This is a genomic window from Celeribacter sp. SCSIO 80788, from assembly GCF_051054295.1.
Classification (GTDB): Bacteria; Pseudomonadota; Alphaproteobacteria; order Rhodobacterales; family Rhodobacteraceae; genus Celeribacter.
The window spans coordinates 614,303-635,224 of the sequence record NZ_CP150482.1; the positions used below are offsets into that span (position 1 = coordinate 614,303).

General features: G+C 60.9%; 16 protein-coding genes and 1 pseudogene. 13 read left to right on the forward strand and 4 right to left on the reverse strand.

Going from position 1 to position 20,922, the window contains the following annotated elements; translation table 11 throughout:
• Positions 1-96 precede the first annotated feature (96 nt).
• Positions 97-873: an SDR family NAD(P)-dependent oxidoreductase gene (locus V1471_RS03250; RefSeq protein WP_434286873.1), complete on the reverse strand. Its 777-nt coding sequence runs from the start codon at positions 871-873 to the stop codon at positions 97-99.
• Positions 874-948: 75 nt separating this feature from the next.
• Between V1471_RS03250 and hisC the strand changes: the two genes are divergently transcribed.
• Positions 949-2,052, forward strand: coding sequence for a histidinol-phosphate transaminase (hisC, locus tag V1471_RS03255; RefSeq protein ID WP_434286874.1), 1,104 nt, complete (start codon positions 949-951; stop codon positions 2,050-2,052).
• Positions 2,053-2,085: 33 nt separating this feature from the next.
• Here hisC and V1471_RS03260 read toward each other — a convergent pair whose 3' ends face one another.
• Positions 2,086-3,420, reverse strand: a complete 1,335-nt coding sequence (locus V1471_RS03260) for a formimidoylglutamate deiminase (RefSeq protein WP_434286875.1) — start codon at positions 3,418-3,420, stop codon at positions 2,086-2,088.
• A 150-nt stretch (positions 3,421-3,570) separates the two neighbouring features.
• On the opposite strand from V1471_RS03260, the gene hutI reads away from it, so the two are divergent.
• Genes hutI through V1471_RS03285 form a run of 5 tightly spaced genes read left to right on the forward strand, consistent with a single transcriptional unit; the run spans position 3,571 to position 9,330 of the window.
• Entirely contained in the window at positions 3,571-4,755 is a 1,185-nt protein-coding gene (gene hutI / locus V1471_RS03265) for an imidazolonepropionase (protein WP_434286876.1), read from the forward strand.
• A complete protein-coding gene (hutH, locus tag V1471_RS03270; RefSeq protein ID WP_434286877.1) occupies positions 4,748-6,277 on the forward strand; it encodes a histidine ammonia-lyase in 1,530 nt (509 codons plus the stop codon). Before hutI ends, hutH begins: the two co-directional genes overlap by 8 nt.
• Positions 6,277-7,089 (forward strand): N-formylglutamate deformylase, encoded by an 813-nt coding sequence (hutG, locus tag V1471_RS03275; protein WP_434286878.1) that lies wholly within the window; start codon positions 6,277-6,279, stop codon positions 7,087-7,089. The genes hutH and hutG overlap by 1 nt, the downstream gene beginning before the upstream one ends.
• Positions 7,090-7,102: 13 nt before the next feature.
• On the forward strand, positions 7,103-8,797 hold the full coding sequence (gene hutU / locus V1471_RS03280; RefSeq protein ID WP_434286879.1) for a urocanate hydratase: 1,695 nt from the start codon (positions 7,103-7,105) through the stop codon (positions 8,795-8,797).
• Complete coding sequence (locus V1471_RS03285) at positions 8,797-9,330, forward strand: HutD/Ves family protein (RefSeq protein WP_434286880.1); 534 nt, start codon at positions 8,797-8,799, stop codon at positions 9,328-9,330. The genes hutU and V1471_RS03285 overlap by 1 nt, the downstream gene beginning before the upstream one ends.
• A 2-nt stretch (positions 9,331-9,332) precedes the next feature.
• On the opposite strand, the gene V1471_RS03290 is transcribed toward V1471_RS03285, so the two are convergent.
• Positions 9,333-10,067, reverse strand: coding sequence for a UTRA domain-containing protein (locus V1471_RS03290; protein ID WP_434286881.1), 735 nt, complete (start codon positions 10,065-10,067; stop codon positions 9,333-9,335).
• 446 nt (positions 10,068-10,513) lie between these two features.
• Positions 10,514-10,819, reverse strand: a pseudogene (locus V1471_RS03295) (hypothetical protein); the annotation flags it as partial.
• A gap of 530 nt (positions 10,820-11,349) precedes the next feature.
• Between V1471_RS03295 and V1471_RS03300 the strand changes: the two are divergent.
• The 7 genes from V1471_RS03300 to V1471_RS03330 all read left to right on the forward strand — a co-directional run bounded on the left by V1471_RS03300 (position 11,350) and on the right by V1471_RS03330 (position 20,920).
• Positions 11,350-12,705: an efflux RND transporter periplasmic adaptor subunit gene (locus V1471_RS03300; RefSeq protein WP_434286882.1), complete on the forward strand. Its 1,356-nt coding sequence runs from the start codon at positions 11,350-11,352 to the stop codon at positions 12,703-12,705.
• A complete protein-coding gene (locus V1471_RS03305) occupies positions 12,702-15,818 on the forward strand; it encodes an efflux RND transporter permease subunit (protein ID WP_434286883.1) in 3,117 nt (1,038 codons plus the stop codon). The genes V1471_RS03300 and V1471_RS03305 overlap by 4 nt, the downstream gene beginning before the upstream one ends.
• Positions 15,819-16,410: 592 nt before the next feature.
• On the forward strand, positions 16,411-17,133 hold the full coding sequence (locus V1471_RS03310) for a GntR family transcriptional regulator (protein ID WP_434286884.1): 723 nt from the start codon (positions 16,411-16,413) through the stop codon (positions 17,131-17,133).
• 144 nt (positions 17,134-17,277) lie between these two features.
• Positions 17,278-18,555, forward strand: coding sequence for an ABC transporter substrate-binding protein (locus V1471_RS03315; RefSeq protein ID WP_434286885.1), 1,278 nt, complete (start codon positions 17,278-17,280; stop codon positions 18,553-18,555).
• A 64-nt stretch (positions 18,556-18,619) separates the two neighbouring features.
• Entirely contained in the window at positions 18,620-19,354 is a 735-nt protein-coding gene (locus V1471_RS03320; RefSeq protein ID WP_434286886.1) for an ABC transporter ATP-binding protein, read from the forward strand.
• Positions 19,338-20,060, forward strand: coding sequence for an ABC transporter ATP-binding protein (locus V1471_RS03325; protein ID WP_434286887.1), 723 nt, complete (start codon positions 19,338-19,340; stop codon positions 20,058-20,060). Before V1471_RS03320 ends, V1471_RS03325 begins: the two co-directional genes overlap by 17 nt.
• Entirely contained in the window at positions 20,060-20,920 is an 861-nt protein-coding gene (locus tag V1471_RS03330) for a branched-chain amino acid ABC transporter permease (RefSeq protein ID WP_107817946.1), read from the forward strand. The genes V1471_RS03325 and V1471_RS03330 overlap by 1 nt, the downstream gene beginning before the upstream one ends.
• Positions 20,921-20,922: the final 2 nt, after the last annotated feature.

Genomic DNA, 20,922 nt, shown 5'->3' on the forward strand with positions numbered 1-20,922 from the left:
GATTCTGTTGTTATGGTGACGAGAGCACTTCCGACTTTAAAAGTATATACTTATTTTCGCAAAACGCCGGAAACTGATCGCTGCTTCACGATCTGCCTAAATCTTAGCCAAATATCCACCGTCAATGACGATACAGTGGCCACAGACATATTTCGCGCCGTTCGAGGCGAGGAATTCGACGGCAGCCGTCAGGTCGGAAAGTTGCCCCAAACGCCCGACCGGGATGTTTGCCACCATCTGCGCGACCCATTCCTTGTTCTCGTAAAAGACGCTGGTCATGTCGGTTTCAAAATATCCGGGGGCGATGGCGTTGACCCGAATACCCTTCGGGGCCCATTCGGCCGCCAGGGCGCGCGTCATCCCCAAGACCCCACTTTTCGAGGCGCTGTAAGGCACCGCTCCAGGCACGCCGACAAAAGAGGTCAGGGAGGCGAGATTGATGATCGCACCGCCTCCAAGGCCTGCCATCTTGGCCGCAACGGCCTGTGCGACAAAGAAAGCGCCTTTGAGATTCGTATCGACGATTTTGTCCCAAAGGGCCTCGTCGATATCGAGCGTATTGCGCACCTCTTCGACGCCAGCATTGTTCACCAGGACATCGATACGACCAAGTGGCGCGATCTGGCTGCGGATCGTGTCCACACTGCGTTGATCGACAGAGAGGCAGGTCGCATCGCCGCCGAGCGCGCGGATTTCTTCGGCGACAGGCTTCAGCGCCTCTGCCTGTCTCGCGGTCAGGATGAGACGCGCTCCGTCCCTTGCAAAGGCCAATGCAATTTCACGCCCGATGCCTCGGCTCGCGCCGGTCACGCAGACGGTTTTCCCCGAAAAATTGAAACTCAGATCGTCATTGCCGCCATTTTCAACTTGCATCAGCCTTGCGTCCCATAATTATATGTCTATACATAAAAATAGACAATCGCCCCGATTGAGTCAACGGAGTTTCCCATGACATCCCCCAAGTTTACCGCGAGATCAGAACTCGGCAGCCTTAAATTATATAACTCAGGATTGACGGTTGACGATATCGCTGCCCGCGCAAAAGGGCATTGCATCGCCAAGCTCGCCTCGAACGAAAATCCGCACGGTCCGAACGCGGCGGTTCAGGCCGCGATGCGCGATGCGATTGCACGCCCCTTCATCTACCCCGATCCGTCCGCCCGTGCTCTGGCCGATGAAATCGCGCGTCAGACCGGCGTGGAAAAATCCCGTGTGATCCTTGGTGACGGATCGGAAGACCTGCTCAATGTGATGTCGCGGGCCGTGCTCAATCCGGGCGACGAGGTGGTGACGCTCTTCCCGTCCTTTCCGCTCCACGAAGATTACGCGATCATGATGGGGGCCAGTGTGACCCGCATCGGTCTGACCCCGTCCTGGGAGATCGACATCGGCGCTTTGCTTGCCGCCGCCGCGCGTCCGGTGCGGCTGACGCTTCTGGCCAACCCGATGAACCCGGCGGGGCTCTGGCTCGGTCCGGACGAGCTCGACGCGCTGCTTGCGGCACAACATCCCGAGAGTCTTCTCTGTCTGGATGAGGCCTATGTCGAATATGCGGCGGGGCCGGACTATGCGTCGGCGGTCGAACGCCTCGCCACACATGACAAGCCGCTCCTGATCCTACGCACTTTCTCCAAGGCCTATGGGCTGGCGGGGCTGCGGATTGGCTACGGCATCTCCAACAGCGACGACGTGATCCGCGCCATGAACCTGGTCCGCACGCCATTCAACACGAATGCAGTGGCGCAGGCGGCCGCGCTCGCGGCCCTGACCCACACGGAAGAGATGGGGGATGCCGTCGCCGACACGCTGCGCGAACGGACACGGATGGAAGAGGGGCTGACTGCGCTCGGCTTGCGCGTCCTGCCGTCCAAGGGCAACTTCCTGTTTGTCGATTGTGGGCAACCCGCAGGCGATGTTGCGGATCGCCTCATAGATCACGGCGTCATCGTCAAACCCTGGAAACAAGAGGGATTCGAGAACTTCCTGCGGGTTACGGTCGGCCTCGGTTGGGAGAACGACCAGTTTCTTGAGGCCATGGCGCGGATTCTTTGACCCGGACCTCGTTTAAATCTTATGCGGCGCGGCTCAGGCGAGCACGCGCCGCAGCACCTTGGCGAACCGCGCCTCCACCGCATCCCGGTGAATATGCCGTCCCGCTTGCACGACATGCACCCCCGCGGCCCAGACATCGCTCGGAGACACATCGCGGCCAAAGATCCAACGGTCGAGCACAGCATCCCCCTCTCTCAAGTTCAAAGGATCGGAGAGCGCCACCAGATCGGCCGGGGCACCGTTGATAATCTGCGGTGTGGGGGCATCGAGCGCCTGCGCTCCGCCCGCCAAGGTGGCTTCGAACAGGTGACGTCCCGTCGATCCGCCTTCTGGCGCGAGAATATTGCGCGCCCGGGCGGTGAGACGTTGACCGTATTCGAGGATACGCAGTTCCTCCGCCACATCGATCCGAACATTCGAATCCGTGCCGATGGCGATCCGCCCGCCCGCTGCGAGATACTCAGGCGCTGGAAACAGACCGTCGCCGAGATTGGCTTCGGTGACGGGGCATAGGCCAGCAACCGCCTGCGATGCCGCGATTTTCGCGGTCTCTTCGGGGGTGAGATGCGTCGCGTGGATCAGGCACCAGTCGGCATTCACCTCGGCATGGTCGAACAACCAGTCGACCGGACGCTGGCCGTAAAAGGCCAGACAATCCTCAACTTCCTTCACTTGTTCCGCAATATGTATATGTATTTTTCGCCCCGGAAGTGCGGCGCAAAGCGCGGTCAGTTCGTCTGCACTTGTGGCGCGCAGGGAGTGCGGGGCAAAGCCGACGCGATCCTGTGGGCGGGTGCGTCGCGCCTCGCATATGGCGACGAGATCAATGAACCTATCAACGGAATGAATGAAGCGTCGCTGTCCCGCATCCGGGGCCTGTGGGCCAAAGCCGGCATGGGCATAGAAGACCGGCAAATGGGTCAGGGCGATCCCCGTGTGTTCCGCTGCCGTGAAAATCCGCTCGGACAATTCCGCGGGGTTTTCATAGGGCGTGCCATCCGTCCCGTGATGGAGATAGTGGAACTCGCCAACACGCGTGTAACCGGCCTCAAGCATCTCCACATAGGCCATTTCGGCCAAAATGCCGACATCCTCGGGGGTCACGGAGAGCGCGAAACGGTACATCATCTCGCGCCAGGTCCAGAAACTTTCACGTCCTAATCCGCGGATCTCTGTCAAACCGGAATGGCCGCGCTGAAACGCGTGGCTGTGCACATTGGGCATACCCGCGATCACCGTGCTGACGCGCGTGTCACCCGGCTGGGCCGCAGCGCCGACACTGACCGACCCGATTTTCCCATTCAGAACCTCGATCCGAACGTTGTTTTCCCAGCCGTTTGGCAAGAGGGCCTTGTCCGCAAAGATCATGTTTCGCTGCTCCTATATCCGGTGCGACTCTGCCGAAGAGTGAAAAGACAAAGAATCGTCTTTCCAAGTGACTTTTTATATGTATATACTTATTGAAAATGAGCGCAAAGCTCTAAAAACAGTCACCACCAAGACGCAAGCGGGGAACCTATGTCCGATCCGATCCTCCTGAAAAATGCCCGTCTCGCTTTTGACGCAGCCAGTCTCGTCGAGATTTCGATCGCGGACGGTCGCATTACGGCCATCGGCACGGGGTTGGCGGAGACCGGCCACGACATTCTGGAGTGTGAGGGGCGTCTGGTGACGCCGGGTCTGATCGATTGCCACACCCATATCGTTCACGGCGGCGACCGCAGCGGCGAATTCGAAATGCGGCTCGAAGGCGCGACGTATCAGGAGATCGCCCAAGCAGGCGGTGGGATTGTCTCGTCCGTCGCGGCCACCCGCGCGCTCGATCCCGACGCGCTGGTCGCTGCGTCGATGTCCCGGGTCGATGCGCTGCTGTCCGAAGGTGTGACGACGCTTGAGATCAAATCCGGCTATGGCCTGTCCATCGAGGCCGAGCTCAATATGCTGCGCGCCGCGCGCCGTATCGAGGATCTTCGCGCCGTGCGTGTCGTTACCACATGGTTGGCGGCGCATGCCATGCCCAAGGATTTTGATGGCAGCAAAACCGATTATATTCACGACGTCGCCATCGCCGGGCTGCGCGAGGCCCATGCCGAGGGGCTGGTCGATGCGGTCGATGGGTTTTGCGAAACCATCGCCTTTTCCGCCGAAGACATCCGCCCGCTGTTCGAAGAGGCCCGCAAGCTTGGTTTGCCGGTCAAATTGCACACCGAACAGCTTACGCGCTCGGGCGGCACCGCGCTTGCCGCCGAATTCGGTGCGCTCTCCGTCGACCATTTCGAATATGCGGGCGAGGCCGAGGTCGCTCAGATTGCCGCTTCGGGTACGGTCGCGGTGCTTTTGCCCGGGGCCTATTACATGCTGAACGAAACTCAAAAGCCGCCGGTCGATGCACTGCGCAAAGCTGGCGTTCCGATGGCGCTCGCCACCGATTGCAACCCGGGCACCTCGCCGCTTTCGTCGCTTTTGACCACGATGAACATGGGCGCGGTCCTGTTCGGATTGACCGTGCGCGAATGTCTCGATGCCGTCACGGTTCACGCCGCACAGGCGCTTGGCAGGGTCGGCGAGATCGGCGTTTTGAAACCCGGCGCCGCAGCGGATCTCGCGATCTGGGATGTCGAGCGCCCGGCCCAGCTTGTCGGCCGTCTTGGTCATCATCCCCTTTATAAACGCATCTTCAAAGGAGCCGTCACCCATGGCTGAAACGCTCATCCCCGGGCAAGTGGCCCTGCGCACCCTTGCCGATATTTACTGGAATGCGACCGATGTGGTGCTCTCGGAGGCGGCATATCCGGGCATCGACCGGGCCGCCGCGCGCATCGCGGAAGTGGCCGCGGGCAATGCGCCGGTCTACGGCGTCAACACCGGCTTCGGCAAACTCGCCTCCATTCGCATCGACAGCGCGGATGTCGCGACGCTTCAGCGCAATTTGATCCTGAGCCATTGTTGCGGCGTCGGTGCGCCGCTCGCGCCTGAGATTGTGCGCCTGATCATGGTGTTGAAACTCATGTCGCTTGGCCGTGGGGCCTCCGGTGTCCGCCGTGATATTGTCGATCTGATGCAGGCCATGCTCGCTGCGGGCGTCATTCCGGTCATTCCGGAGAAAGGCTCCGTGGGGGCTTCCGGCGATCTTGCGCCGCTGTCGCATATGACCTCTGCCATGATCGGCGAGGGCGAAGCTTTTTATCAGGGGGAGCGCCTTGCTGCGCGCGAAGCCTTGTCCCGCGCCGGACTTGCGCCGGTCACGCTGTCGGCCAAGGAAGGTCTTGCGCTGATCAACGGGACGCAGGTGTCCACAGCGCTTGCCCTCGCCGGGCTGTTCCGCGCCGAACGCGCCTTGCAAAGCTCGATCGTGACCGGCGCGCTGTCCACGGATGCCGCCATGGGGTCGACGGCACCTTTCGCAGAGGAAATTCACACATTGCGTGGACATCGCGGCCAAGTGGAAGTGGCCGCGACCCTGCGGGACCTTCTGGACCGGTCGCAAATTCGCGCGAGTCATGCCGACAATGACGAGCGTGTTCAGGACCCTTATTGCCTGCGCTGCCACCCGCAGGTCTCGGGCGCTTGTCTCGACCTTTTGCGCCAGGCCGCGACCACGTTGGAAATCGAGGCCAATGCTGCCACAGACAACCCGCTCGTCCTCTCGGATGGGGCGGTGGTGTCGGGCGGGAACTTCCATGCCGAACCGGTTGCCTTTGCGGCCGATATGATCGCTCTTGCGGTGGCCGAAATCGGGGCGATCTCACAACGCCGGATCGCCATGCTGGTGGACCCGGCGCTGAGCTTCGGCCTGCCGGCGTTTCTCTCGCCAAAACCCGGTCTCAACTCCGGGCTGATGATTGCCGAAGTGACCTCCGCCGCGCTGATGAGCGAAAACAAACAGCTTTCGCATCCGGCCTCTGTCGACTCGACGCCAACCTCGGCCAATCAGGAAGACCATGTCTCCATGGCCTGTCATGGCGCGCGCCGCCTGCTTCAGATGACGCAAAACCTGTTTCATATCATCGGGATCGAGGCGCTGACCGGCGCGCAGGGCGTCGAGTTGCGCGCGCCTCTCACCACCTCCGTCCCGCTCACCGCCGCCATAGCGCGCCTGCGCGAAGACGTTGCCGCCGTCGCCAACGACCGCTTCATGGCGCCCGATCTTGAGGCGGCGGCGGAGCTGGTCCATTCCGGCAATCTCGCGCGCCCGGTCTATGATTTGCTGCCGGAGGTGTTTTGATGGACCCGGTTCTGATCACACGCGGCGACAGCCCGCTCGTTCTGGGCTTTCCCCATACCGGCACCCATGTGCCGGAGGACATTCGGGGCAAGCTGAACGACGAAGGCCTGCTTTTGCGCGACACCGACTGGCATATCGAGACGCTTTACGATGGTCTCATCGAAGGTGCGACGATGGTTCAGGCGACGTTTCATCGCTATGTCATCGACGCGAACCGCGATCCTTCCGGGCAATCGCTTTATCCCGGTCAGACGACGACGGGGCTTGTGCCGCTCACCACGTTTGACAACACGCCGATCTGGCGCGCTGGCGAAGAGCCGGATGCGGCTGAGATCGCACGGCGAGCCGCCCTGTTCCACGCGCCTTATCATGCCGCGCTGGCCGCCGAACTGGCGCGGGTGAAGGCGATTCATGGTTATGCGGTGCTCTACGATTGCCACTCGATCCGCTCGGTCATCCCGTGGCTCTTCGAGAACACTTTGCCGGATTTCAATATCGGCACGGACATGGGACGCACCTGTGCGCCGGAGATTGAGGCCGCGGCCCATGCGGGCACTCAGGCGACCGGGCGGACCGACGTTCTGAACGGTCGTTTCCGGGGTGGCTGGACGACGCGCCATTATGGCCAACCCGACATGGGCATCCACGCCATCCAGATGGAACTGGCGCAAGCCTCGCATCTCGACACAGAAGAGCCGCCCTTCGCCTTGAGCGACGCGAAATGCGCGATCCTGTGTCCGCAGCTCACCGACATTCTCACCCGTATCCTGCATGCCGCGGCTGAGGCCGCAGGGCCTGCGCCTCAGCATTGAAAGGCCTGAACCGATGACCAATCCCCGCCATAATCAACGCGACATCTTTCCGCCGACCGGCACCGAGCTGAACGCCAAAAGCTGGCTCACCGAGGCGCCGCTTCGGATGCTGATGAACAACCTGCACCCGGATGTGGCCGAGAACCCGCATGAGCTGGTCGTCTATGGCGGCATCGGGCGTGCGGCGCGAACATGGGACGATTTCGACGCCATTGTCGAAGCACTCAAGGATTTGGAGGCCGATGAGACGCTTCTGGTGCAATCCGGCAAACCGATTGCCATTGTGCGCACCCATGCGGATGCGCCGCGGGTCCTGATCGCCAACTCGAACCTTGTGCCGAACTGGGCCAATTGGGAACATTTCAACGAGCTCGATAAAAAAGGCCTGATGATGTACGGTCAGATGACCGCCGGGTCGTGGATCTACATCGGTGCGCAGGGCATCGTGCAGGGCACTTACGAGACCTTCGCAGAAGCGGGGCGTCAGCATTACGGTGGCAATCTGACCGGCAAATGGATTCTTACCGGGGGCCTCGGCGGCATGGGCGGCGCACAGCCTCTGGCCGCCGTCATGGCGGGCGCTTGTTGCCTTGCCGTGGAATGCGACGAAACCCGCGCCGATTTCCGCATCCGCACCCGCTATTGCGACGAGAAGACCCATGACCTCGATGAGGCGCTGGCGATGATTGAGCGCTGGACCAAGGCGGGCGAGGCGAAATCCGTGGCGCTCATCGGAAACGCCGCCGAGATTTTCCCCGAAATCCTGCGCCGGATGCAGGCAGGCGAAGCCCTGCCCAACGGTCGCCCGGACATCGTCACCGATCAGACCTCGGCCCATGACCCGTTCCACGGTTACCTGCCCAAGGGTTGGAGCGTCGCCGAATGGCGTGCCAAACAGGAAAGCGATCCGGCGGCGGTGAACCGCGCCGCGCGTGCCTCGATGAAGGATCATGTCGAAGCCATGGTCGGCTTTTGGAACGCGGGCGTGCCGACGCTCGATTATGGCAACAACATTCGCCAGATGGCGCAGGAAGAGGGCTTGGAAAACGCCTTTGCCTTCCCCGGCTTTGTGCCCGCCTATATCCGGCCTTTGTTCTGCAAAGGCATCGGGCCATTCCGTTGGGCGGCGCTCTCTGGCGACCCCGAAGACATCTACAAGACCGATCAGGCGATGAAAGAGCTGTTCCCGGAGAACGAGGGCCTGCACCGCTGGCTCGATATGGCGCAGGAGCGCATTGCCTTCCAAGGTCTCCCGGCGCGGATTTGCTGGATCGGTCTCGGCGACCGCCACCGTGCGGGTCTCAAGTTCAATGAGATGGTGGCCAATGGCGAGCTGAAAGCCCCGGTGGTGATCGGGCGCGATCACCTCGACGCAGGCTCCGTGGCCTCGCCGAACCGGGAGACCGAAGCGATGAGAGACGGTTCGGACGCGGTTTCCGACTGGCCGCTTCTCAACGCGCTGACCAACACCGCCTCGGGGGCGACCTGGGTGTCGATCCACCATGGCGGAGGCGTTGGTATGGGCTTTTCGCAACACGCCGGCGTGGTGATCTGCGCCGATGGCACGCCCGAGGCCGCGAAACGGCTTGAACGCGTGCTGTGGAACGATCCGGCGTCCGGCGTCTGGCGTCATGCCGATGCGGGCTATCCCGAAGCCATCGCATGCGCAAAAGCACATGGTCTGCGCCTGCCGCGGATTCTTGGCTGATGGCGCGTCTTTATTCCGGGGCGGAGCGTCGCTTCGCCCCTTGGAAAAATGGCGGCGGCGAGACCGCAGAAATCCTTTGTCATCCCGAGGGTGCGGGGTTCGATGATTTCGACTGGCGGATCAGCACGGCCAAAGTCGGCCAATCCGGTCCGTTTTCCATATTTCCCGGCATCGACCGTGTGCTCACCGTGATCGAAGGTGGCGCAATGCGTCTGAGATTTGAGGACGGTCAGATCATCGATTGTGCCCCGGATGGGGTGCCGCATGCCTTTTCGGGGGAGATGCCCTGTGTTGCCGAGCTTCTGAATGAAGCACTTCTCGATCTCAACCTGATGGTGCGTGCGCCTCTCAAAGGCGCGGTCTATCAAAGCGGCGAAGAGGTTGCGGACGAAGGCCTTGTTGCCGCCTATCTTTTTGCCTTGGAGGATCACTGTGCACTCGGATTGAAACGCCACGACCTTCAAGAACTGCCCCTCGGTAAGACCACTGTTCCCGTGGGTGCGCTTGTTCTGGCCGTTCGCCGGCAGGCCTGAGATCAGCCCCCGAGTTTGCCGTCGAATTCGGCGATCAGTTGATGCGCCTCGCCCGGATAGAGCAATCGTGCGCAGGTCACCCAATGGGCATCAATCTGCGTTCGGCGTAAAACTTCGAGACAGGCCGCACCGACGGGCAATTCCAAGAGCGTCGCATCGCGCCCGGAGACATTGATCGCACGCACATGATGGCGCGCCTTGGTCCAGGGCATGGTGGTCAAGAGCCACGCCCCGGGCACATCTTTTTCGAAATCTACGTCCAAGGCACCGGGCACCATTTTTGTGTTGATCGCCCGGGTTTCGAGACAAAAGGGTTCGTCGTTCGAAAAGTGCAGCCCCTGCAAGAACAGGGACTTGTCCTTTGCCTCGTCTTCGTTCAGGCCCAAAAGCCGACGATCCTGCGCATTGCTCGCGCGGCTCTCGCTTGACAGAAGGGACCATTTGTACCGCCGCCCGAGTGCTGCCACTTCTTCGCCGATATTGTTGATTGCAAGCACCGCAGATTCCGCGCGTGGCTGCGCGACAACGGTGCCGCTGCGCTTGCGACGGATCACGAACCCTTCGGAGGCAAGGCGGGTCAGCACCTTGTTCATCGTCATCCGCGAAACGCCGTATTGCTCCGCCAATTCGGTCTCTTTCGGCAAAAGATACCCCGGCGGCCATGTGCCATCGACGATATTGCGCGAGAATTCTTCGAGGATCCGGCCGTGCAGCGTATCTGATTTTTCTATCGCCATGCTCGTACTCGTCGCCCCTCGCGCTGCCGTTCCCGTTCTGTCATAGTCAAGGAAAGCGGCTTTGTAACCCCGATACCGTGATGCTGCCTCACAAGTATATACCTTGTGCCGCGAACTCTGTGATTCCGTCACAATCCGGGGCCTGTGCGATGCATTCTACACCATTGATGCTGTGTTGCTTCTGACAATGATAAGGTGTTCATATTGTCGTGCAGCTTGTGCTTGATATCGCGCTACTGTTTCCAAAAGCATATACTTAAATTGGTTTGTGCCGCTGCCCTCTATGCCACCGCCTGCCTTCCCCGCAGGCTACGCGCTGACGATTTGTCCGTATACGGTGAATTTTTCCGGCGGCGCCTTGGGGTCGGGACCTAGCGGGACTGTGTGCAGTCAGCCCGTAATTGCAATCCGGTTCAGAATGTGCCCCTGCCTGAAGCGGTTCGCGTTGGGCTGCCTGGCTCGATGTCGGCGGTCTGCAAACCGACAGTTCCGATCCAGTTTCTGACGGCCAGCGCGACGAACTCAGGTCCGTCGCCCATTGGGCTCAAACCAATGGCACCACACCGGCAACGTCGGGGGAATGAAGGCTGGTGCTCGCCCCGCAAGATAAAGAGGTCTGTCGGAACACCGATAACATCTGTCGAGTTCAGTTTGCGTTTTACCTCGATCGCCAAACATTCGCGGCTGAATTCATGGATGACATTCAGCGTCCGGAAGACCTTGCCGTTATCGGTTCGGCAATGCACGAAATCCCTCTCCGAGAATAACGGCAACCCTGCGGTCGCCGGAGCGTCCGTATTGGCGGGCCAACCCGATCATGGCGGCGACAAGCCTGTCTTCATCGACGCGTCCCGGAGGAATACGCCTCTGTGACGACGATGTTGCCCCAGCACCCGGCACAAACGCCGTTCCGAAACGTAATGCCGGGAGCGGACATGGTCGATGCAAGCACGACGACCGGCGGGGCTGAAGGTTCCGCCCGTGTCTGAGATGGTTCTCACTCCCTTTGCGGCCTCCGTGAAGAGGAGCTTGTCGAGCGTCAGATCTGACACAACCCTTCTCAACCGTTCGTCCGCTTGTTGGCCATAGCCGGTCCTCCATAGCCGATAGGGGGAGCCGTTCAAATGGGGAGGCTCAATGCTGCGTCGGGTCATTCGTTTCTCGCGAAAAATTCACAAAAATAAATATGTGTGTGACAGGTTCTCCGACGTCTCTTAACCTGCGCGGGCGGGATTCTTGGCTGTAGGCGAGCATCCTTTCGAAACGCTGGGGGATTTAGAGCATGATGAAATTGATCGGACGTGCGGCATCTTTTGGAGCGCCGGCGGCATTGGGCGTCCTTGCCGTCATATATGCCGGTAATTTCAGCACGTTGCCGGAGCCCTCTGCGGTGACGCAAAAGCCGTCCCCGGTGCGGGTGATCACGGTTGAGGCACTCCCCACCGTGCTGAGGGTCAGGGGGTATGGCTCCGTCGAGCCGGTGCGGGAGTGGCGCGCTGTGGCGCGGATTTCCGGGGAGGTGGTCGAACAGGCAACGCCTCTGGCACCGGGGGATATCGTCTCCGAAGGGACGGTGCTTTTCCGGATCGACGACAGTGAGCTCAAGCTCGATCTTGCGACTATCGATGCGGAGGTTTCCGCTTCCGAACTCAAGGATCAAACGATCCGGGCCAGCCTTGAACTCGCGAAAATCGATCTGGCGCTGGCGCAGGATGATCTGGCCCGGCAGGAACAGTTAAAGTCCCAAGGTGTGGCGAGCCAGACCGCAGTGGATACCGCGCGGCGGCAGGAATTGTCGGCGCGGGCCTCGGTGACGGAGCTGGAGAACCAGATCGCATTGAACGTTGCCGAGCGGGAGGTGCTTGCGACGCAGCGGGCCTCCGTTGTGCGCAATCTGGGGTTTGCTGAGATCACTGCCCCCTATGACCTGCGCGTCAGCGAACTGGATGCCGATCTCGGTCAATATGTCGGTTCCGGTCAGACGCTTTTGAGCGGGGAGAGCATCGACGCGGTGGATATCGCGGCGCAATTCCCGATCGGGCGGATCGGGCCGCTTCTGCGGATGATGGAGGAGGGGGCAAGCGTTCTGGATCTGAAAGCGCGGGTAAGCCTGACCGCGCCCGGTCATGATGTGATCTGGCCCGCCGAGGTCGTGCGCGTCGGAGAAGCCATCGACAGCCAGACGCAAAGCGCGCCGGTGGTGGTCCGCGTTGTCGATCCGTTGTCGCAAAGCGAAGCGGGCAAACGGCCGCCCCTGCGGCGCAACATGTTCGTTCAGGTGGAGCTTTTGGCGCCGAAACAAAGTGTGCTGGTCGTGCCGGTCGAGGCGGTGCAGAACGGGACGGCGCTTGTTGTTTCCACGGAGGGGAAGCTGGAGAAACGACCGGTGGAGACCGGGTTTGCGTCGGATGACATTGCCGTTGTGACGAAAGGCCTGCAACCGGGGGACCAGATTGTCATCACCGATCCGTCGATTGCCGTGCCGGGCATGGCTGTCAAACCCGTTGAAGACGACGCTCGTAAGGCCGAGATCGCAGCGGCTGCACTTGGACAGGTCGCAGCCCCGGCAGGCGCTGGCGGCGGCCAAGGTAACGGCGGTGGCCAGGGCAATGGCGGCGGTCAGGGAGCCTCGCAATGATCCGACTGTTTGCTGAACATCGCACGGCGGCCAATATCCTGATGATTGCTCTGATGGGGCTTGGGCTTTTGGCCCTGCCCAAATTGCAGCGCGATACCTTCCCGCTGACCCCGCCGTCGGATGTGTCGGTTCGGATCTCTTATCCGGGCGCGAGCCCGTCGGAAGTCGAGCGGGGGATTTGCACGGTCGCGGAAGTGCCGCTGATGCGGGTCGAGAACCTTGCAGAGTTGACCTGTATCGCCCGTGACAACGCGGCGCAAATCACGGCCGAGATCATCGAAGGTGCGGATATGACGCGCTTTTACAATGACGTCAAAGACGCGGTGGATGCCGTCTCAAACTTCCCGGAAAAGGCGGACGATCCGGTGACCCAGATTGTCGAGCGCGTAGCCTCGGTGTCTTCGGTCGCCGTGACCGGACCGGACGATCCGGCTGTTCTTTTTGCCTATGCGCAGCAGCTCGCCGAACGGCTCCGGGCCGATCCGAATATTTCGCAGGTCGATGTCAACGGCTTCTCGGATCGCGAGATTTCCGTCGCCTTCAAACAGGCCGACCTGCAACGCTTTGGCCTCGATATCGGCGATGTCGTAACGACTTTGACGCGCTACAGTCTGGATATGCCCGCCGGAACGCTCGAGGGCGCGACGGGCGAGACCGCGATCCGGTTTCTCGGGGAAAAGCGCACCCCTTCTGAGCTGGCGGAGATCCCGATTGCCAACAGCGATGCGGGCGGAGAGGTCCGTCTGGGCGATGTGGCGGAGATCCGTGCGGGGTTCGACGATCCGTCGCAGGCGACCTATTTCGGCCATGACCGCGCGGCGATCGTCGCGGTGTCGAAAACGGCGTCTCAGGATGCTTTGCGGGTCAAGGCGGCGCTCGATCGCCAGATCGTCATCGCACAGGCCGAGGCACCGGGAGATATCACTCTCACGATCTCTCAGGATTCGACCTCCAACATCCGCGACCGGTTGCGCATCATCGGCGACAATGGGGTTCAAGGCTTGATCCTTGTGCTCGTGGTGATGTGGCTGTTCTTTGGCGCGCGCTTGTCCTTCTGGGTGGCTATGGGGTTGCCGGTCTCGTTTCTTGGCGCAATTTTCGCGATGCAGCTTCTGGGCTACACGATCAACATGATGACCATGGTGGCGCTGTTGGTGGCGATCGGTCTTTTGATGGACGACGCCATCGTGATTTCAGAAAATATCGTGCGGCGCAGACAGACCGGGGAAAGCGCGGCGCTGGCGGCGGTGAATGGCGTGAAACAGGTCGGCCCCGGTGTTCTGGCTTCCTTCCTGACCACGGCGATGGTGATCGGGCCGCTTGGGCTTCTGACAGGCAGCATTGGCGCGATCCTGAAGTATATTCCCATCGTTTTGCTGATCACCCTGACGGTGAGTCTGATCGAGGCCTTCCTGATCCTGCCCTCGCATATGCGTCATTCTTTGGCGCGGGACTATCGTCCGGGGCGGATCAACCGGGCCGTGAACGGGGCGTTCGATGCGCTGCGGGATCGGGTGATCGTACCTCTGGCCGATCTCGCCTTGCGCTTTCGCTACCTGACGCTGGGGCTTGCGGTGTTCCTCGTGGCGGTGTCGATGGCAGCCTACACCGGTGGCTTCATCAAATATCAGAGTTTTCCGAGTTTGGAGAGCGATACGGTCGAAGCGCGGCTTTTGCTCGCCGAAGGGGCAACGCTGGAGCGCACCGAACAGCGCGTGGCCAAGGTGATCAAAGGGCTCGACCAGCTCAACGCGGAGTGGAGCCCGGATCAGCCGGACGGTCAGCCCTTGGTGACAAGCTACACGATCACCTACGGCTTTAACGCGGATGCGCCGAGCACCGGGCCGAACATGGCGACGGTCAGCGCCGCGCTTTTGCCCGCAGGCGTGCGCACGACCGAGGTGACGGATATCGTCGATCGGTGGAAAAAACTCACGGGCGCGATGCCGGATATGGCCGCGATGCGGTTTACGGATAAGGAGCGTGGGGCAGGCGGCAAGCCGATTGACCTGCGCCTCGTGGGCGACGATCTTGACGATCTGGCGGTCACTGCCCGTGAACTGCGTCGGTTTTTCCGGGATTTCGACGGGGTGCGCGATGTGAGTTTCGACCTGAGACCCGGTAAACCCGAGATCGTTGTGCAGATGCACCCGGGGGCTGCGGCCCTTCTGGGCGTGACACCACAAGCCCTGGCCGCAGAGCTGCGCGCCGCCTTCCGGGGCGATAGTGCGGTGTCCTTCTCGGATCGCTACGGTCAGATCGACATCGTGGCACGGCTTGCGGGCGAGGATCGGGATGCTTTGGAGGACGTCCTGTCGCTTCAGGTGCCGAGCACGACCGGCACGCTTGTGCCCTTGTCTGCGGTTGCGGATGTGACCCGAACACGTGGCTACAACACGATCACGCATGTGAACGGTCAGCGGGCGGTGTCCGTGCAGGGCTCGATCAATCCCGCCATCGCCAACGCACGCGAACTGATGCAGGCCATGCGGGCCGATTACCTGCCCGAACTGGCGGCCAAGCGCCCCGGCGTCAGCGTTCAGATCTTGGGCGAGGCCGAGGATACCGCGACGACGGGTGCTTCTTTGGGGCAAAACATGATGACCGGGATCGTCGGCGTCTACCTGCTTTTGGCCTTCTACATGGGCAGTTTCATCCGGCCCTTCGCGGTGATCGTGTCGATCCCGCTGAGCCTTGTCGGGGTGATCTGGGGGCATATGTTGCTTGGGCTTGCGATTTCCCTGCCGAGTCTGGTTGGCTTGGCGACGCTGGTGGGGGTCGTGGTGAACAACGCGATCCTTTTGGACGCCTTCATCGGCGAGCGCCGTGCGTCCGGGGCAGAGATGTTCGAAGCCGGGCGCGAGGCCGTTCGGGACCGGTTCCGGGCGATTTTCCTCACGTCGCTGACCACGGTGGCAGGGCTCGGGCCGTTGTTGTTCGAACAAAGCACGCAGGCGCAATTCCTGCGGCCGATCGTGGCCAGCCTCGCATTCGGTCTTGCTGGTGCGACCTTAATGACGCTGTTCGTAACTCCGGCTTTTCTGGCGGTACTCGACGATTTTGGCTTCAATCGGGCTCGTGAGCCCGAAAGCGATGATCTGGCCAAGCTGTAAGGTGCGGTTTCTCGCGAGACATCCAACGGGTGAGGAGCGCTTGTCCCTGAGGCCCCCCGTAAGGTGTGTTCCATTGTGCGCTCAATGTGGACGGTGGGAGATCCCATTCGCCCCGTTTGGCCTCGAGATTTATGTCGTCCTTATAGCTGAGCAATTGGTCGAAGTCCCGCCCGTCTGAGCGGTCATACTCGACGTGCCCGAGAAAATGGAGAGCACCAGCTGAGACCCCCGGAGGTGTTCTCTGTGAAATGAACGTGTCGCGGTTTGATGCCGCTTGGGGAGGGGCGGCGTATTGAGCAGACCTGCTTCACCACGTTCCGCTCTTGGCGACATGACCTATTCCGTCGGCTTATCGCAGTCTTCGTCATGACGTCTGATCTCGCGTTGATCCTTCGACAGGAACATGTGCTTCTTCCCAAATCCGGGAGGTTCAAGAAAATGTCTCGCGAGGGACGGCGTATTTACGATTTGAGCCGTGTCACAAAACGATATTTGCACGGAAATCCACAAATCTCGTTTTTATTGTATTTTAACGTTGTTTTTTAAATGGCCTCTCGGATAGCCTCTTTCTTGGGGAAATCCGGGGGGGGATATGTCTTTTTCAGACAATATCAATGAAATAGCACCAGAATCGAGGGCGCGGACGGCCATCGAACAGGTTTATCGTGATCTGCACAGAGCGATTTTGGTCGGGGACATTGCTCCCGAGACGCGGCTGCGTGTCGAGGATTTGCGCCAGAAGCTCGGCGTGGGGGCCTCGACCGTAAGGGAGGCGCTTTCGCGGCTTTTGGTCGAAAATCTTGTCACCACGGAGGGCCAGCGCGGCTTTCGCTCGGCGGCGGCGTCCTTGAAGGACTTCAAATCCATCGTGGAAATGCGCGCCATGCTCGAAGCCCGCGCTGTGCGCGCCTCGATCGAGCTGGGGGATGAGGCGTGGGAGAATGCTTTTGTGGCGGCGCATCATCATCTGGCCAGGATCGAAACGGACATGCCGATCCGCGACAAACAGCGCGTTGCGGAATGGGAGATGCGCAACCGCGCGTTTCACAACGCCATGATCGCAGCCTGCGAGAATGACTGGCTGCTGAATTTCCGGGGCATTCTTTACAATCATTCGGTGCGCTATCTGCGCATTTCCATCGCGGACCGGAGCATACCGCGCGATGTGCGCGGCGAACATCAGGCCATTTTCGATGCCGTGGTGAGCCGGGATGCCGATCTCGCGGAAAAACTGACCATCGAGCACATCCACCGCACGGTTCCGGCGATCGAGGCCAGCCTGACGGCGAAAGCATCTGAGCGGCAATCGGACTGATCCGAAAGCCAAGGCGAAACATGCGGGAAGAGGAGCCCGCAGGGAAGAAGAGGACCCAAGACCAGACGGATCACCATCCGTTGAAACGAAAAACGACAGCGATTTGGAAGGCCGGAGGTCTTCCACAATGGAGGAGGAAAATCTATGTCGAACACGAACCTGTCCCGCCGGGGCTTTTTGAGAACCTCGGGGGCTGCTGGCCTTGTGACGGCGGCGGGCGGTCTTGCCAGCCCCGCCATCGCATCGCCGAAACCGATCAAGATTGGCTTTGTCAGCCCGCAGACCGGACCGCTTGCGATTTTTGCGGAAAGCGATCGTTACACATTGGAGACCTACGCCAAGGCCATTGGCGACGGGCTGATGGTCAACGGCACGAAACACCCGGTCGAGTTTGTTGTCAAAGACAGCCAGTCGAGCTCCAACCGTGCGTCTTCCGCCGCTCAGGAGCTGATCTTCGATGAGGAAGTCACGATCCTGACCGCCACCTCGACGCCCGACACCACCAACCCGGTGGCCGATCAGGCGGAACTCAACGGCGTTCCCTGTGTCACCAACGACACGCCCTGGCAGCCGCATTTCTTTGGCCGTGGCGGCAACCCGGAGAAAGGGTTCCAGTATACCTATCACTTCTTCTGGGGGCTTGAGGACGTGATCTCCACGTTCATCAACCAATGGGATATGCTCGACACCAACAAGATCGTCGGCGCGCTCTGGCCCAATGACCCCGATGGCAACGGCTGGTCCGATCCCAAACTCGGCTTCCCGCCGGTGATGACGGAACGGGGCTATCAGCTTGTCGATACGGGCCGTTATCAAAATATGTCTGACGATTTCTCGGCCCAGATCGCAGCCTTCAAGGATGCAGGTGTCGAGATTGTCACCGGCGTGATGATCCCGCCGGATTTTGTCACCTTCTGGACGCAGGCCGCACAGCAAGGGTTCAACCCGAAGGTCATGCAAGCCGCGAAAGCCACGGAATTCCCGCAGGCCGTGGCGCCGCTGGGCGACCGTGCGGACGGGCTGTCGGTCGAGGTCTGGTGGTCGCCGCAACATCCGTTCTCCTCGACCTTCACGGGGCAGAGCTCCGCGGATCTCGCCGCCGATTACGAGGCGCAGACCGGCAATGCCTGGACCATGCCTTTGGGCTTCAAGCATTCGCTCTTCGAAGTGACGCTCAATGCGCTCCAGCGCTCGGAGGACCCGACCGACCCCGACAGCATTGCCGCCGCTCTGGCCGCGACCGATGTCGAGACCGTCGTGGGCCATATCAACTTCGCAAACGGCCCGGTGCCGAATGTCGCAAAAACGCCGCTCGTCGGCGGGCAGTGGCATATGGAAGGCGGCAAACCGGTGCTCAAGATCGTCGAGAACGGCGATCACCCGGAGATCCCGCTCACCGGTGAGATGAAGCCCATCGGCTGAGAGTAGAGGGAGAGGGGGGGACCCTCTCCCGATCCGGCCCTGCCGGGCTGACACGGAGAGCGATATGTCTACAATTCTGGCTCTGGACGGCGTCCAGAAGAGCTTCGGCGCGCTGAAAGTGGCCGATAACATCAATATTGAACTCGCCGACGGCGAAGCGCTCGGCATCATCGGGCCGAACGGCGCGGGTAAATCCACGCTGTTCAACCTGATCGGCGGGACGCTTCCGGTGTCTGCGGGCACAATCACGTTTCGCGGCGGGGATGTGACGCGTAAATCGGCCGCCGAGCGGTGTCGCATGGGCGTCGCACGCTCGTTCCAGATTCCGCACCCGTTCATCGGGATGACGGTCTATGAGAACCTTCTGGTCGCGTCGAATTTCGGCAATTCCGGCCATCATGATGCGGAACAGGCATGCCGCGAGATTCTCGCGCGGACCGGGCTGTTGCCCAAAGCCAATCGTCCCGCAGGCACGCTGACGCTGTTGGAGCGCAAGCGGCTCGAATTGGCGCGTGCGCTCGCCTCGGGGCCGAAGCTTTTGTTGCTGGACGAAATTGCCGGCGGGCTGACGGAGGCCGAATGCGAAAGCCTTGTGGGCACGATCAAGGACATTCGCGACGCGGGTGTCTCGATCATCTGGATCGAGCATATCGTCCATGCGCTCACCGCGGTGGTCAGCCGTTTGATCGTGATCGATTTCGGCAAGATCGTCGCCGAAGGCGCGCCCGATCGGGTCATGAAAGACCCGCTCGTTCAGGAAATTTACATGGGGATTTCGGTCGATGACGACGCTGCTTGAGACCCGCAACCTCACCGCCTTCTACGGCGATTTTCAGGCGCTGTTCGGCGTCGACATCACCGTCGGGCAGGGCGAAACCGTTGCACTGATCGGTTCGAACGGGGCCGGGAAATCGACCTTCCTGCGCACCCTGACCGGGCTTTTGTCCGCCAAAGGGCAGGACATTCGCTTTGAAGGTCAGGACATCGCCGGGTGGGCGGCGGATCGCATCCACAAGGCCGGGATCGCCATGGTGCCGGAGGGGCGCAGGCTCTTCGCCTCGCTCAGCGTTGAGGAAAACCTCCTGATCGGGGCTTCGGGCAAACGCGCGGGGCCATGGTCGCTTGAGAAAGTCTATGAGATTTTCCCGGATCTTATCGCCAAGAAACACAACCCCGGCACAGCGCTTTCGGGCGGGCAACAGCAGATGGTGGCCATCGGTCGCGCGCTGATGTCCAATCCGACGCTTTTGCTGTGCGATGAAATCAGTCTCGGCCTCGCACCGAAAGTGATCAAGGATATTTACGAGGCCGTGCCGCGCATTCGCGAAGGCGGCACTTCGATCCTCGTGGTCGAGCAGGACGTGGGGCAGGCGATGGCGGTCGCGGATCGGGTCTATTGTTTTATGGAGGGGCGCGTGACGCTTTCCGGCAAACCCGCAGTTCTTACGAAACATCAAATTGCGGCGGCCTATTTCGGCGCGAAAAACGAAGGGGAGGCGGCCTGATGGTCTGGATCAATGCTGTTTTGCAGGGCGTTTTGCTCGGCGGGCTCTACGCGCTTTTTGCCGCGGGTCTGAGCCTTATGTTCGGGGTGATGCGCTTTATCAACATGGCGCACGGGGATTTTATCATCACCGCCGCCTATCTGCTTCTCGCCCTGGTGACCGGGTTTGCGATCCACCCGGCGCTTGCCGTGCCTTTGGTGATCGTCGCCCTTGCCGCCGCGGGCTATCTGAACCAGCGCATTTTGCTCAACCGGGTGTTGGGCAAGGATATTCTGCCGCCGGTGCTGGTCACTTTCGGCCTGTCGATCATCATCCAGAACGCCTTGCTGGAAGTGTTCTCCGCCGACAGCCAGAAACTTCAGGCAGGCTGGCTCGACACGGCGTCTTTCAAACTGAGCGAAGATCTCGCCATCGGGGCCTTGCCGCTTTTGATGTTCCTCGCGGCCGTGGCGGTGATCGCGGGACTGCAATTCGTGTTCTACAAAACCCCGCTCGGGCGCATGCTGCGGGCCACGTCGGACGACCCTGAAATCGTTCCGCTCATGGGCGGCAGCAATGCGCATATCTTCGCGATTGCGACGGCGCTGGCCTCCGTCGTCGTGGCGATTGCCGGGATTTTCCTTGCGATGAAGACCAATTTCGACCCTGCTGCGGGGCCTGCACGGCTGTTGTTTGCCTTTGAAGTCGTGATCATCGGTGGTCTTGGCTCTCTTTGGGGGACGCTGATCGGCGGCATCATCCTCGGGGTTGCGCAAACCGTTGGCGCGCAGATCGACACGGGCTCGCAAGTCCTCGCGGGCCATCTGGTCTTCCTCGCCCTCCTCGTCGTGCGTCCGCGCGGCCTGTTTCCCAAGACGTGAGC